We start from the raw sequence: 14,424 nt of genomic DNA, 5'->3' as shown, positions 1-14,424 counted from the left end.
ATATACTATTTTTTACTATTATTGTTTACATAAAGAATGTTGCAAAAGATCATATATACAAGGCAACTGGAGGTAGTTATGTTGCTCAATTTTAGCGCAATGAACGCTTTAAGTTTTCGAGAATTGCAGCAATTTACTATGCAAAGAAGCATTCGCGTAAAAGATTGTGAATGGGCTCATCCAGAAGTGTCAACACTTGCTGCCATTTATGGTGGAAATGCATGTGGTAAAACAAACTTATTAAGGTGCATATCATTTTTAAGAAATTTTGTAGAAAATAGTTTCAAAGATGGCAGCTCTAATTCAGGTATAAATGCGATTCCCTTTATTCTCAATAAAGAATCAGAGAATAAGCCATCAACCCTCTTTATAGAATTTATTGCACGTGATAATAATAGGTATCAGTATTGGTTCATAATAAATAATAAGCATGTTCTAGAAGAAGTTTTGTGGCTTTTCCGATCAACGACAAACCGAAAAACTGTATTATTTGAACGTGAATACGGTAAACCAATTAAATTTGGAACATCTATTAAAAATGTTGGTAAAGCTGTAGAGAAGATTACAAAAGACAATGTGCTCTTTCTTTCTACTGCTGCAGCATCTGGAGTATCTGCGCTACAGGATGCTTACGAAGAGATAACTTCTAGTATGCAATGTAGAACAGTTAATTTTAATGATTATCGTGCCGTCTTAACAAGAATTCTGCGAGAACACCCAGATTTTGCGCACAACATTAGTAAGTTGCTTAAATACGCAGATTTAGGGTTAAAAGATGTAGCAGTACAAGACGAACAATTAGATGCTGCCACTTCAGAAAAATTAACGAAAATTGCGCATCTTATTAAGGAACTCGATGCAGATAGTAGCACACCTACAAATAATGGTTTAGAAAATGATGCAAAATTGCAAAAATTCAGCGTTTCTCGTTTAGCGTTTACGCATTCTGGACAGCAAGAGCGTCAGCTTCCTGAAGATTTTGAATCTTTAGGAACTAAAACAGCGTTGGTGTTATTTGCTTTTGTTTTAGATGCTTTATTGAAAAGATCTATACTGTTGATTGATGAAATTGATACAAGCCTTAGTATGCAGCTTATATCGGAGGTGATTAGCCTTTATAATAATCCCGAAACAAATCCTCATCAGTCACAATTGATTTTTACAACTCATGATTTGAGTCTTATTAGTAATTCTGGAACCGACAAAACCATTCTCGACAGAGATCAAATTTGGTTTATAGAGAAAAACGCATTAGGTGAATCTTCATTACATCCACTTACAGAATGGGAAAACCGCAATGTGAACTTTGGTAAAAACTATCAACACAACATATACGCTTCAGCGCCACAGCCGTCACTACATGATGTTTTTGCGGAAATACTTACAAATACTAACAGAAGCTAAAACACTACCAGTATTCAAAACAATATAAAACACTAGTATTCATGAGGAGCAGGCTATGGTTCATGTTCCATCACACGGCCGTTCGAAGAAACAGTCGAAACGAAACAAAAGATTCCTTATTGTTTGCGGCGGCGTAGTCACAGAGTTTGAGTATTTTAGCTATATAAAATCAGAAGTAAGTAAATATTGTGCTACATCATGGGATATTCATAAATCAATTAACATAGAAAAAGAGGGCGTAGACCCACTCACTTTAATGAATTATGCAATTAAGCTTGAGAGATTAGACTGCAAAGAAGCAGAAAAAGAAAACTACGATCCGTTTACACTGGTATGGGCTGTAACAGACGTAGATGATTTTGGAGAAAAAATTCAGCAGGCGCAGTCGAAGGCGAATTCAACTGGTGGAAAAATAAAATTAATAATTTCCAACCCATGTTTTGAAGTGTGGATTATTGACCATCTAAAAAGCTGCCCACTTTCTTGTACGGCTACGCGAGATTGCCAAAGAGCAGCAAAGCAGCTTGGTTTATTGTGTAACACAACTGGTAACAAACACAAGCATATTGAATTGGGAAAAATAGAAGGTAACTACAAAAATGCATTTAAGAATGCAAAGTTGCATATGGGACAAACTCAGAAGAAAAAGCGTAGAAATCACCCTTCGATAACTAGTAAGTCAAATTATGCTCCATGGACGGATGTGGCAGAAATAGTAGAAACAATATTGAATGAATGCAAACATGCTTCAGGAATAGATTTGTCAGCAAAATTGTGAATTAATAATGTAACTGTATACGCATTCGTTGCTGCTATTAACAGCAACGAATGCGGGGCGCGTAAAATTATAAAGAGATTGTAGGTGATATGATAGCGCGATATTGGTGAGATATCACAGCATAAATGGGGGGGGGTATCACAGTCACGGAAGTCAAAATGATCGTCATAAATCTACGCATCTCGGTCAAAATACGTAAGATCACTGTCAAAATATAGTAGATCATGTTCAAAATCGAAAAAATGACAGTCATATATACGAAAATCACTGTTATGGACGAGAAAATGACAGTCACAACACTTTTATCACAGTCATGGCCATGATAAACGTAAGCAGCGCAAATATACAAAAATCAGCAACTAAATTGACTCTAACCAAATGGGCAAATAATCGAATTGCAATAAATAACCAAGCACAACTAAAATTTGCGAAAGAAAACCGCTAAAATAGTGAATATGAGTGCAGTAACGACGCAATACGTTGAAGCAGCTGGCGGAATTATTTATCGCAAGCGCAATACTACAAACAGCTCAAACGCAGGTGAAGATACAAAAACGGGCAGCAATGCAATAAATCCAAACCATGCAAATAAGCCAATAAGCGCAATAAAGTCTACCGACGATGATTTTGAGCTTTGCCTAGTCTACCGTCCTAAATATGACGATTGGAGCTGGCCAAAAGGAAAGAATGAGACAAAAGAATCGCATCGCCACACGGCCGTGCGCGAAGTTGGAGAAGAAACAGGATATTCAGTCACGCTAGGCCCACACATTGCCAAAATAGAGTATCCGCTTGAGCGCGAAGGCAAAAAATCTTCCAAGAACAGCTCATCAAATAGCAACCAAAATCGCAATTCTCAGCCGGAAGTAATAAAGCGAATCCACTACTGGATGATGCGCTTAATCGATAAACCAACCGCAGCAAAGCGTCTTCCTGCTTTCGGACCAATTAAGCCAGCTAAGCCTACTGAAATTGGCAATGTTTTATGGCTTACTCCTTCTCAAGCGCGCAAAAAACTTACGCACGATAGCGACCGCGAAGTGCTAGACGCTTTCTTAGAAAAGCTCCACGCAGGTCAAGGAGAATACAGCACGCTGCTTTTGGTGCGTCACGGAAAAGCTGAGTCTCGAAAAACTTGGCAAGGAAGCGAAGCGACTCGACCAATCACACCCCTTGGAGCAGCCGCATCATACGCTTTAGGTCGTGAGCTTGCCTGCTACGCGCCGAATAAAATCATATCGTCTCCTTGGAAGCGTTGCGTAGAAACGGTTGCAGCTTTTGCGCACGACTCTTCACTCCCAATAGAACAGGTTGCGGAACTTACTGAAGATCATCACGAAAAACAACCAAAATCTACGCTATCTGTGCTTACAAAAGAAATACAAAATCTTGATCACAACGCACAAAATGCAAGCGAAACTAGCAATGTAAGCACAGCCAACAACGTAAGCACAATTAACAACGCAACCATCATGTGCCTACATCGCCCGGTTATTGGCACTTTCTTCGATTATTTGCGCGAAATAACAAAACCTAGAGCACACAAGCGCATACTCAGCCAAAAATCTCCATACATGCCTACAGGAAGCGCAATAGTTTTGCACATAATTAATACACCTAAAGGTGCTCGCATTATCGATATTGAAAAGGTTCTTCCAAGTGTCTACTAGTTTAAATTCAAAATCGAGTTCCATTCATTCAAGCAGATCTGCTTTTATGCCAAGCCCTACAGGAGCTGCCCGCCCAAGCCGGCCTGCACAAATGGATCCTGCGATGCTCGCACAGATTGAAGGCGGCACAGACCCGCAGGTTGTAAACGAAATTAGTCACACTTCCGCTGCCGTTCTGCTTAACCGCGTTCATAAAACGCAGTCGCCGGAAATCGTTGAGCGCGTGCTGAATTTGGTTGAAAATGAGGGCATTGAAGTTATTGCAGATTTGTGGAGCCATGCGGAAGCAGAGTCTATTCCTGGAATGTTGTGGCGACTGTATTTATTGCGCATGTCGCTACGAAAACAGCGCGAAGCTTATGCTGAGTACTGGAGTCTTGGCGAGCCTGAAACAACAAGCGCATCCGCTATTACAGGGATTAACGAAGCTCCTACAGGAGAGGATATTGCGCGACTTGCAGATTCTATTCTTTCTGGTGCTTTTACAGGCGATTTTGCTGTAGCGCTTTACCGATCTTCAGCTTTTACTTCGATTATTGCGCGCGGAATGCAAGTTTACGCAAAAAAGTTAGACGAACAAGCAAATACAATGCACACGCAGAAAATTGCAAAAGTTTTGCATATCTCCGCAAATATGCACGCACTTTCGTTATCTTTTGCTCATGGAGCGAAATTATGGCGCGCAGGAAAGTTGGAATAAATTATTTGCGATTAAAATTATGCGGCGCGTGAAAATAGAAAACAAGGTATACTCAAAATGATGCTGGCTTGTGTTTAAGCCCCGGGCTCCATTTTTTGCCGCTGCGAGCGGCGTTTGCGCCGACAGGCGCTTTCGCAAGTCAGTATCGTTTCTGCTCTGAATCTCGAATTTTATATTTTAGATTTTATATTTTAGATTTTGCTAGCTAATTTTAGATAAAATATATATTTTTACTCACATTTGTTTATATTTCGCGCAAAAATAACGGCACGCCGATAGCTTAACATGCCATGCTTGCATTACCCTAGAAGGTATGGATCTTCATGTTTTACATCATCCGCTGGTGGACCACAAGCTCACCGTTTTGCGTGATAAGAATACACCTTCTAACATTTTCCGCGAGTTGGTTTCCGAATTGGTAACCCTCGAAGCATACGAAGCAACCCGCAATTTGGAAGTTAGCGATCGCGAGATTGAAACTCCTATTTGCAAGATGACTGGCAAGCATTTAAACCGCCCACGCCCAATGGTTGTGCCGGTTTTGCGCGCTGGTCTTGGCATGCTCGATGGCATGACTCGCCTTCTTCCAACCGCTGAGGTTGGATTCCTTGGCATGAAGCGCGACGAGCAGACGCTCGACATTGTCACTTATGCCAACCGTTTGCCAGAAGATTTGACCGGTCGTCAATGCTTCCTTCTTGACCCAATGCTTGCCACTGGTGGCACTCTTATTGCCGCTACGCATTATTTAGCTGAGCGCGGCGCTAAGGATGTTACTGCTATTAACATTTTGGCAGCCCCAGAAGGCTTAAAGCGCTTGGAGAAGGAACTTGATCCTTCCATCGATTTCAAGGTTGTTGTTTGCGCTGTTGACGAACATTTGAACGACAAAGCTTATATCGTGCCAGGTCTTGGCGACGCTGGCGATCGCTTGTATGGTTTGATTGACTAATACACTCACCAAATCAAGCGAAAGCTAGAATATAACAGCTAAAATCAAAACTACAAAAAGCCTGCTGATTTGCAACACTTTGCAAGTTCAGCAGGCTTTTGTGTTTAGCGCGGACGAGTTACGGCCACTTCGCGAGCGCGCTCGGCCAGTTCGTCTAATTTCGCAAGCTCCGCGCGTTGAGCATCAGTTTGCCTTGGCGAAAATTCGCCGTAACGATTTTGTGCAGCAGTACGAATTAAAAAGTCAGCCAGACGCGGATTTTTCGGCAAAACTGAGCCGTGCATATACGTTCCAATAACATTGTATTTGCGCGCTCCTTCCGTGTGATCTTTGCCATTATTACCGCAATTTTCACTATTAACCAAGCCAAGCGGCTGCGTGCCATCTTCCAAGCTTGTGCGCCCAGAATGGTTCTCGTATCCCACAATATCGCCAAAATCGGCACTATGCTCCACAAGATTCCCAATCATGCGCACGTCTTGACCAACCGTATGCTCGCCGAGCACACCAATTCCTTGAAGTTTTTGCCCTTCAACGGTTTCAAAATACTCTCCAAAAAGCTGGTAAAGTCCACAAATCATAAGCATTGGAACGCCATCTTCTGCAAGCCCACGAATCGTGTCTGCGCGCGCAAATAAATCTTCCGTGACTCTACTTTGACCATGATCTTGACCGCCGCCACCAAGAATCATATCCACGTGTTCTGGCCATAAATTGCCAACATTGTATTCGTGTAGCACAGGCTCGTAGCCATACAATTCCGCTCGGCGCATAATCGTAAGCACATTCCCGTAGTCCCCGTAAATATTCATGTCTTTCGGGTACAACGACACAATATCTAGCACGCGATTTTCTTCACAAGTAGCATTTGCTTTACTAATATCACTGGAACCATTCATGACAATTACTTCCCAACTCCAACGTCTTTAACTTCCGCAAGTTGTGCTAAAGCAGCGCGCACGCGAAGCATAGCAGTATACGTGCAATATATGCGCTTAGCATTTTTAGTATTGCCACTAAAATCGCCATTTACAAAAGCTTTAGCATCTTCTTCCAAATCCGTATTCACATTGCGAGCCTCAACCTTATCGTATTGCAACCGCAAAGCCATATCCCATGCGCGAGTGCCCGAAACACACGCAACTCCAGTGACACTAAAGCTTGCAAAATCAACGTCCCACAGCCAGCTCATGTCTCTACCGTCAGCGTATTCGTCACAAATTGCAATCATGGTATCGTGATTTTGCGGATGGTCCGAAGCAATCGCAAGTCTAAAACCAATAGGATTCTTCACTAAAACAAGCTCAACAGGAGCGCCATTAACTTCAATTACTTCTCCTCTACCAAAAGCAGGAGTTACGTGCGAAATCGCTTCCATAAGCGAGTCGTCGTCAAATTTTTGCAGCGTAGAATTTTGTTTTTTAGCGTCCGCCAAGATAGCGCGAACTACTGTTGCTGCTGCAGCAGCGTTGAAAATGTTGTAAGCACCGTCGAGTTTTACAGATGTGGTTTTACGCTTGCCATCAAGTATAAGCTCAGCCTCATGGTCTCCAACTTTTGAAAGCACAACGTCTGCTTTAGGAAGATTGTTATCCTTGCTTTCTGCAGTATCTTCGCAATTTTCGCTTTTTTCGGCAGTATTGTGCAAATCATCATCCGTTGGGAACATGCTTTTTACTGCGTCATCCAAACCAAAATACCGCACACAAGTCTCGGAAGGAACAACTTTTGCAAGCGCGCAAATACGTGGATCTTCGCGATTTAGCACTACCGTTCCTTCAGTTGCTGCAGCTACATTGCTTAATAGTTTTGCAGTTGTGTCAATTTCGCCGAATCGATCAAGCTGATCTCGCATAACATTTAGCAATAAAGAGTAGCGAGGCTTGATTTGATTTACAAAATGCACTGCATACGCTTCATCGAGCTCTAAAACTGCAATATCCGCATTTAGTTTTGTGCCAAAAGCCGGCATTGTTTTTGCAAGAGCTGCCACTACTCCTCTAGTAAAGTTTGAACCGGTTGGATTAGTAAATACATTAAGCCCTGCGTCGCGCAGCATAGAAGTTACCATACGCGTTGTGGTAGTTTTGCCATTGGTGCCAGAAATCAACACTATTCCGTATGGCAATGCGGCAAGAGTACGTGCTAGAAAGCCAGAATCAAGGCTTTCAATAACTTTACCCGGCAATGCGCTTCCACCATGATGTAGCACCCTAGAAAGAGCGCAAACAAGTTTACCAACAGCAGGCATTGCAAAACTGTACCAATGCTTATGCAAATTTTGGCGCAACTTTTTATGCGATTTATGGTCGCGGCTTGACATACTAAATCACACCCCTTATTGCTGGTAGTCTTGCGGCATATCCATGAACTTGGAAGTTGCACCCAAGAAGGCAAGATTAAACGTGTCAGTAGGGCCGTTACGATGCTTTGCCATAATAATATCTGCTTCGCCTGGGCGATCTTCCTTATTGTAAAAATCAGGGCGATGTACAAGGAACACCACGTCAGCATCCTGCTCAATAGAACCAGATTCGCGCAAATCTGAAAGCTGTGGCTTCTTGTCGTTTCGCATTTCAGGTCCGCGGTTAAGCTGGCTCAAAGCCACAACTGGCACTTCAAGCTCTTTTGCAAGCAACTTAAGCGCACGCGAGAATTCCGAAACTTCCTGCTGACGACTTTCCACGCGCTTGCCGGAACTCATCAGCTGAAGGTAATCAATAACTACCAGTTTCAGATCATTAGTTTGCTTCAAACGACGGCATTTTGCGCGAATTTCCATCAAGCTCATATTTGGACTGTCATCAATAAAAAGCGGAGCGTTTTGCATTTTTGTCCAAAAAGTATTAAGAGTATTCCAACGATCTGGAGTAATATCTTCCGCTCTTCGCATAGCAGCAAGCGGAATATTAGTTTCTGCAGCAATAATGCGCTGAGCCAATTCCACTTTGCTCATTTCTAGAGAGAACACAATAGATGTCATATTGTGGTGTAGTGCTGCTGAGCGCGCAAAATCAATGCCAAGTGTTGACTTACCCATAGCTGGACGACCAGCAACAACAATCATTTGGCCAGGTTGCAAACCTTGAGTAACTTCGTCAATATCTCTAAATCCAGTCGGCACACCTTGTTCAAGTTCGTGATTTTGCATTTTATCGAGCTGATCAAGTGTATTTTGCAAAACTGGGCCAATAGCAACGTAATCTTGACGCACTTTGCCGGCACTCATCTCATACACTTCTGATTGCGCAAGATTTACAATATCTTCTGCTTGCGCTCCGGAAGCAGAATAGCCCATTTGTGCAATTTTTGTGCCAGCAGTAATAACGTTACGAAGAACCGCATTTTGGTGCACAATATCTGCGTAGTACATTGCGTTTGCGGCTGTTGGCACAGAAGCTACTAGGCTGTGCAAATAGTCAGCTCCGCCAACTTTATCGAGATTTCCATCTTTCATTAATTCGTTAGCTACAAGCACAACGTCAACAGGCTGTGAGCCAGCGAAAAGCGTAAGAATAGCATCATAAATTGTTTGGTGCTGCGGTAAATAAAAATCTGATGTTTCAAGCAATTGAGACACTTCGCCAATAGCATCTTTGCTCATAAGCATTCCGCCAAGCACAGCCATTTCTGCATCAACATCGTGAGGAGGCACACGATCAAACAACGTAGCACCTACTTCAGCACCACGATTTGCAACGCCAGAACCATATGCAGAGGCGTCACCATTGCCACCACGATTGCTACCTGCGCGGATAACATTGCCTTTAGTAGATTGCCACATATCATTATCTGCCATAAAAACGAGTATAAACGCGCGCACGTATTATGAAAAAACGTAAATGTATTAACACAAAACTTTATTTACATTTTTAGCGCAGAATCCATCCACGTATCATTTCTTATGCGCAAACTATTGCCTATTGCACGCCCCCCAATATAAACAGCATTTAAAACAACCCATAAAGTAATAGTTCTTACCACGTCATTAGCATCGACGACGACATCAAAAACGCTTGTGAGCGCCAAAAATGTTAAATACACAGCAGCCATTACTGAGCAAGCTTTTGCTAAGTAACGGTGATCACCTGCGCCAATTAATACGCCATCTAGTGCCCACATCCATCCAGCAAGAGGCAAGAATAATCCTAATATTGTCATGCCTACAGAAATTAAAAACTGAATATCTGTATGCTGACTAAATAGTGGCGCGCAACTCCAACCCACGAAAATCATGAATAAACCGACTCCTACGCTGCTTACAGCTCCCACTTGAGCACAAATACGCGTAATCATTCCTGCGCGCTTACGACAGCCTGCACCTAGCGCTGCAGCAACAATAGTCTGCGCAGCAATACCAATTGCATCCAAAATATTCATAACAAAATTCCAACAGGAATTAGCAACCTGATACGCGGCGAGAGTATTAGTACCGAGATGAGTCGCAGTAACAACCGTAGCTACCATGCACACGCGCAATGCAAGTGTACGAACAAACAAAGGCATACCAGTTCCAGCAGAATGTAGAATATGCCGGAAATGCGGTTTGAGACGCGCACCACTTTGAGTAGCCCAAATAACTGCAGGAATAGTGAGAACAAGTCCCATATACCATTGTGCAATCATTGTTGCAATACCAGAACCAGCGATTCCCATGTTGAGACCAAATACTGCGATTACATCGAGAATAGTATTTAGGACAGCTCCACTTACAGCAGCAAATAATGTTATGCGCACGTTGCAAAGACCGCGAAATATGCCATTTGCTGCATACACGAGCAGCATCGCAGGCAATCCGGGCATAACCATTTGTGTGTACACAATAGCATTTTGCAACGTAGAGCCACGCGCGCCTATTGCGTAACATAACGGTTCAGCGGCGAAAATAAGTATAACTGTAAGAATTATGCCAAGCAATAATGCAAGCCACAATCCATCCATGCCAATGCTAAAACCTTCTCGACGCTTACCTGCGCCTAAAAGACGCGCAACCTGTGAAGTTGTATTGTAAGCCAAAAATAAGCAAAGACCTGTAGTAGTAAGAAGTACCGTTGATCCAATAGAAAGACCTGCTAGAGCGCTTTTGCCAATGTGACCAATAATAGCAGTGTCAATAAGTACAAATGCCGGCTCAGATATGAGCTGTCCAAAAGTTGGTACGGCTAGTAGCCAAATATTGCGCAATACGTCTTTTTTGTCCTGGTTGTCCAACTTTTGATTTGTCATAATGCTTCATTCTACTGCTACTTTGTCACGCTTGCATAAAAGAAGATTGCAATTGCTAACAAATTTTATGCAAAAGTAATTGCGAGTGAAGTAACACAAATATGCGTAAATCGCAAATAAAAATATTATTTTAAAAAGTTATCCGCAGGATATCCACAATGTTATCCCCACTATGTGGATAAATTTGTGTGATATCCACGTAGACACGCCTAAAATGTGGATAACTTGTCTTTTTTATCCACATCAAGCAATTCGTGCGTGTCATATTAATAACTTATTCACTAAAAATAACTTATTAATTTAAAACTTGATTTTAAATTAGCAAAAATAACAAAACCGCATATCTTAGATAAGACATGCGGTTTATATCAGAAACTCGAACTTGCTGCTAAACAATAGTACTTACGCACATGCATCTATTCTTTAGCACTATTATTTCGTTTTTCTGTTTTTTTATTATTTTGCGCTGGTTTATCTTTTTCTACAGTTTCAGACTCTTCTTCAGAAGAAGACTCTTTTTGCTCAACTTCAGATTTAGTATCATCAGCCTTAGAATCACCTTGTTCAGAATTCGCCTCAGATTGATCAGCCATAAAATCAGATTGTTCAACCTCATTTTCGCTCATATCAATATCAACGGAAGTAAGAACAGCCATTTGAGTCTTATCTGCATCATCATCTGCAACAGCAACTACAGCGCCATCGTGACTTTGTGCAATAGAAGAAAAATCGTAAGCACGTTCTCCTTGATCAACTAAATCAACGCCCTTACGTTCCTTAGCTTCCGAGATGCGCCATCCAAAAAGCTTTTCAAGAACAAAAGCCAGCACTGCAGTTACGGCGCCTGCATAAAGAACCGTAATTCCAATCAAGCACAGTTGCGCAACTAACTGATGCCAGTCGCCAACAGCAAGTAATCCGGAACCATCGGCAAATAAGCCTACTGCAAGCACACCAATAAGCGCAGCAACACCATTAACGCTAACTACATGCAAAGCGCCATCGTAGCGCACAAAAGTACGAGAGTGAGTTACTAAAGAAGTAATAACACCAGAAAGAACACCCAAAACTAAAGCCCACAATGGAGCAATAACATCCGCGGCTGCAGCGCTTGCAGCTAATCCAGCCATAACGCCAGACGCAGCTCCCAAAGCAGTAAAGCATCCAGAGTGTAAACGTTCAGTCACGCCCCAGGCGAGCATTGAAGCAGAAGCAGTTATTGTGGAACTCACCCAAGCATAACCTGCAACTCCAGGAACACCTGCAGAAGAACCAATCATTAACCCAAGCCAACCGAACCAAATCAAGAAAACGCCAAGCATAACAAAAGGAACATTATGTGGCTGGCGAGCAGCAACACCATTTTCAACTGCTGACTGCGTTGCAGTGGATTCAGCAGCAACTTCAGTTACTGTAGCAACTGGAGAGACAACAGTCTCACTAGCGGCATTTTTAGCATGCTCAACATCAGCCCACAATGCGCGCGATAAACGACTTTTAGAATTACGCGAATTAGTAGCTCCAGAATTAGCATTGCCACTCGTATGCGCAACCTTCTTAATATGCAAAACAAAGCGCTTAAGAGGGAAGTGAGCGTGTCCGCCAATAATCATAACAATCGCAAAAGCCGAAACAGCCGCAGCAATATGCAATATAGAGCCACCTGCGAAATCATGCACTGAAATACCTAACGCCTGTGAAATAGCACCATTAGGCGAAAGTAAGCCACCACCGCACACCATATGTGCTAATGGAGCGAATACTAAAGTAATCCATACAGCTACGAAAATAAGCCAAATAGCGTAACGCACTCGACCGGCTAGAGCTCCGGTGATAAGAGCTACTGCAACTACCGCACATGCTAAACGAAAAGCTGCAGGAATGCCGCCAGATAGCCCAGAATTTGCGTCCATAGACGTAAACACACCGTGATCTGCCACCATCGAATCACGGAATAGCAAACCACTCAATGGATCACCTATAACACCGCCAGCCATATCTTTGCCAGCAAAAGCTAACGACCATCCCCACAGCGTCCAAACCAGTGTGGTTACAGCAATAGCGCCAGCTGAAAGCATCATCATATTCACCATGGAAGTAGCGCGTTCGCGACCTCCATAGAACAGGGCAATACCCGGCGTAATAATAAACACCAATGCGCCAGCCAACAATGCCCATTGCGGATCCATTGTGGTCATTTTTCACCTCAATTATTTGAAACAGCGCAACAATACATCGTTGCAACTTAAGTATTACTTATATAACTATTGTACCGAGAAACCCTTATAGCCAAAACTCATAGAAGAACTTTAATGGAACATTAAAAACTACCATTCGTGCAGCTACAAATGTTCAGCATTAAGCGAGCAAACCGTCTACGAAGCTTTGAGCATCAAACGGCATCAAATCATCTGGCCCTTCGCCAAGACCTACTAGCTTAACCGGCACGCCAAGTTCGCGTTGAACAGCTATAACAATTCCACCTTTAGCAGAACCATCGAGCTTAGTAAGAACTACGCCCGTAATGCCAATAGCTTCAGCAAACACTTTTGCTTGCGACATGCCATTTTGACCAGTAGTAGCATCCAATACCAGCAATACTTCATCAACAGGCATAATTTTTTCTATAACCCTACGAATTTTGCCAAGCTCTTCCATCAAATTTGCTTTATTTTGCAAACGACCAGCAGTATCCACAATCAATAAATCAGCTTGCTCTTCCTTCGCCTTATTTGCAGCAATAAAAGCAACAGAAGCAGGATCAGCACCGTCTTTATCTGCACGAACAACTGGCACGCTTACTGCAGATGCCCAAGTTTCAAGTTGATCAGCTGCAGCCGCACGAAAAGTATCTGCTGCAGCAAACATTACTGAACGTTTTTTAGCAATAAACAATCGCGCTAACTTTCCAGCAGTAGTGGTTTTACCGGTGCCATTAACGCCGACCATCATAATAACGCTAGGATGATGCGCATCTGATTTATCTGCGTTTAAGCGTCGATCAGCATCTTCATCTACTATTTTCAAAAGTTTCGTACGCAATGCAGAATGCACATCTTCTGCACTAGAGGTGCCAGCAATGCGTGCATCTTTGCGTAGATCTTCTACTAATTCTTCACTAGCTCGAGAACCAACATCGGCCATAAGAAGAGTATCTTCTACATCTTCCCAATCTTCTTCCGAAAGATGATCCTTGCTTATGATATTAAACAATGCACGACCAAATGGATTTGCACTATGAGACAAACGTTCGCGAAGACGCTTAATACGCGAAGAGGTGCTTTCTGGCAATGATTCAGACTTCGCTTCTTCATTGTGTGCAACAGCAACGTCACTTTCTATCTGCTTTTCAGATTGTTTTGTGCCGCGCGCTTTAGATTTGCTCGTATCGATTGAGCTATTAACGCTTTTAGGAATTACTGGCCCATGACTATTGCTGTGAATGCGCAAAATCACTGCAACTGTTACCAATAAGATTGCAATAACAACAGCTGCAACCGCAAACCAAATTAGCATGTTCATATCCATAACCATGTTCATGACATCAAGACTATGAAAGTCAAGGGACACTAGCAATACATTTCACTATTTTTTCTCATCTTTGTCACACTTCAACATCAATATGTCTAGGTACACCTGCATCTATTACACTAATAAAAGTCGTAATAAATAGCGCTAGTTATTATTACGCAAA

The 14,424-nt window shown here is 42.4% G+C and carries 11 protein-coding genes; 5 read left to right on the top strand and 6 right to left on the bottom strand.

The genetic code is table 11. The annotated features are described in order from the left end of the window. Nucleotides 1-78 precede the first annotated feature (78 nt). From ACJV2T_RS00190 to upp, 5 genes are all read left to right on the top strand, one after another. Nucleotides 79-1,404 (top strand): AAA family ATPase, encoded by a 1,326-nt coding sequence (locus ACJV2T_RS00190; RefSeq protein ID WP_419398811.1) that lies wholly within the window; start codon nucleotides 79-81, stop codon nucleotides 1,402-1,404. A 55-nt stretch (nucleotides 1,405-1,459) separates the two neighbouring features. Continuing rightward, entirely contained in the window at nucleotides 1,460-2,182 is a 723-nt protein-coding gene (locus ACJV2T_RS00185) for an RloB family protein (RefSeq protein ID WP_419398810.1), read from the top strand. A gap of 455 nt (nucleotides 2,183-2,637) precedes the next feature. After that, nucleotides 2,638-3,852 carry an NUDIX hydrolase gene (locus tag ACJV2T_RS00180; protein WP_419398809.1) on the top strand — a complete coding sequence of 405 codons (1,215 nt, stop codon included), beginning with the start codon at nucleotides 2,638-2,640 and terminating at the stop codon, nucleotides 3,850-3,852. Between the two features lie 46 nt (nucleotides 3,853-3,898). Next, nucleotides 3,899-4,552 carry a thymidine phosphorylase gene (locus ACJV2T_RS00175; RefSeq protein ID WP_419398808.1) on the top strand — a complete coding sequence of 218 codons (654 nt, stop codon included), beginning with the start codon at nucleotides 3,899-3,901 and terminating at the stop codon, nucleotides 4,550-4,552. Between the two features lie 313 nt (nucleotides 4,553-4,865). After that, entirely contained in the window at nucleotides 4,866-5,504 is a 639-nt protein-coding gene (gene upp / locus ACJV2T_RS00170) for a uracil phosphoribosyltransferase (protein WP_419398807.1), read from the top strand. Nucleotides 5,505-5,608: 104 nt separating this feature from the next. On the opposite strand, the gene ACJV2T_RS00165 is transcribed toward upp, so the two are convergent. The 6 genes from ACJV2T_RS00165 to ftsY form a co-directional block, all read right to left on the bottom strand. Next, nucleotides 5,609-6,403: a type 1 glutamine amidotransferase gene (locus ACJV2T_RS00165; protein WP_419398806.1), complete on the bottom strand. Its 795-nt coding sequence runs from the start codon at nucleotides 6,401-6,403 to the stop codon at nucleotides 5,609-5,611. A gap of 5 nt (nucleotides 6,404-6,408) precedes the next feature. Beyond that, the gene (locus tag ACJV2T_RS00160) at nucleotides 6,409-7,827 is read right to left on the bottom strand and encodes a MurT ligase domain-containing protein (RefSeq protein ID WP_419398805.1); all 1,419 of its coding nucleotides are present in this window, start codon (nucleotides 7,825-7,827) and stop codon (nucleotides 6,409-6,411) included. A 15-nt stretch (nucleotides 7,828-7,842) separates the two neighbouring features. Next, nucleotides 7,843-9,303: a replicative DNA helicase gene (gene dnaB / locus ACJV2T_RS00155; protein ID WP_032835455.1), complete on the bottom strand. Its 1,461-nt coding sequence runs from the start codon at nucleotides 9,301-9,303 to the stop codon at nucleotides 7,843-7,845. 65 nt (nucleotides 9,304-9,368) lie between these two features. Next, on the bottom strand, nucleotides 9,369-10,730 hold the full coding sequence (locus ACJV2T_RS00150; RefSeq protein ID WP_419398804.1) for an MATE family efflux transporter: 1,362 nt from the start codon (nucleotides 10,728-10,730) through the stop codon (nucleotides 9,369-9,371). 416 nt (nucleotides 10,731-11,146) lie between these two features. Further along, entirely contained in the window at nucleotides 11,147-12,928 is a 1,782-nt protein-coding gene (locus tag ACJV2T_RS00145) for an ammonium transporter (protein ID WP_419398803.1), read from the bottom strand. 160 nt (nucleotides 12,929-13,088) lie between these two features. Beyond that, nucleotides 13,089-14,270, bottom strand: coding sequence for a signal recognition particle-docking protein FtsY (ftsY, locus tag ACJV2T_RS00140; protein ID WP_419398802.1), 1,182 nt, complete (start codon nucleotides 14,268-14,270; stop codon nucleotides 13,089-13,091). Nucleotides 14,271-14,424 lie beyond the last annotated feature (154 nt).

This window comes from Gardnerella phocaeensis, assembly GCF_048545075.1.
Classification (GTDB): domain Bacteria; phylum Actinomycetota; class Actinomycetes; order Actinomycetales; family Bifidobacteriaceae; genus Bifidobacterium; species Bifidobacterium vaginale_J.
This window is presented reverse-complemented; position numbering and strand designations above follow the sequence as displayed.

Excerpts from the sequence above, each read along its gene's own strand:
- ACJV2T_RS00160 (WP_419398805.1), bottom strand. The coding sequence starts at position 7,827 with ATGTCAAGCCGCGACCATAAATCGCATAAAAAGTTGCGCCAAAATTTG.
- ACJV2T_RS00150 (WP_419398804.1), bottom strand. The coding sequence starts at position 10,730 with ATGACAAATCAAAAGTTGGACAACCAGGACAAAAAAGACGTATTGCGC.
- ACJV2T_RS00185 (WP_419398810.1), top strand. The coding sequence starts at position 1,460 with ATGGTTCATGTTCCATCACACGGCCGTTCGAAGAAACAGTCGAAACGA.
- upp (WP_419398807.1), top strand. The coding sequence starts at position 4,866 with ATGGATCTTCATGTTTTACATCATCCGCTGGTGGACCACAAGCTCACC.
- ACJV2T_RS00165 (WP_419398806.1), bottom strand. The coding sequence starts at position 6,403 with ATGAATGGTTCCAGTGATATTAGTAAAGCAAATGCTACTTGTGAAGAA.
- ACJV2T_RS00145 (WP_419398803.1), bottom strand. The coding sequence starts at position 12,928 with ATGACCACAATGGATCCGCAATGGGCATTGTTGGCTGGCGCATTGGTG.
- ftsY (WP_419398802.1), bottom strand. The coding sequence starts at position 14,270 with ATGAACATGGTTATGGATATGAACATGCTAATTTGGTTTGCGGTTGCA.
- ACJV2T_RS00190 (WP_419398811.1), top strand. The coding sequence starts at position 79 with ATGTTGCTCAATTTTAGCGCAATGAACGCTTTAAGTTTTCGAGAATTG.
- ACJV2T_RS00180 (WP_419398809.1), top strand. The coding sequence starts at position 2,638 with ATGAGTGCAGTAACGACGCAATACGTTGAAGCAGCTGGCGGAATTATT.
- dnaB (WP_032835455.1), bottom strand. The coding sequence starts at position 9,303 with ATGGCAGATAATGATATGTGGCAATCTACTAAAGGCAATGTTATCCGC.
- ACJV2T_RS00175 (WP_419398808.1), top strand. The coding sequence starts at position 3,899 with ATGCCAAGCCCTACAGGAGCTGCCCGCCCAAGCCGGCCTGCACAAATG.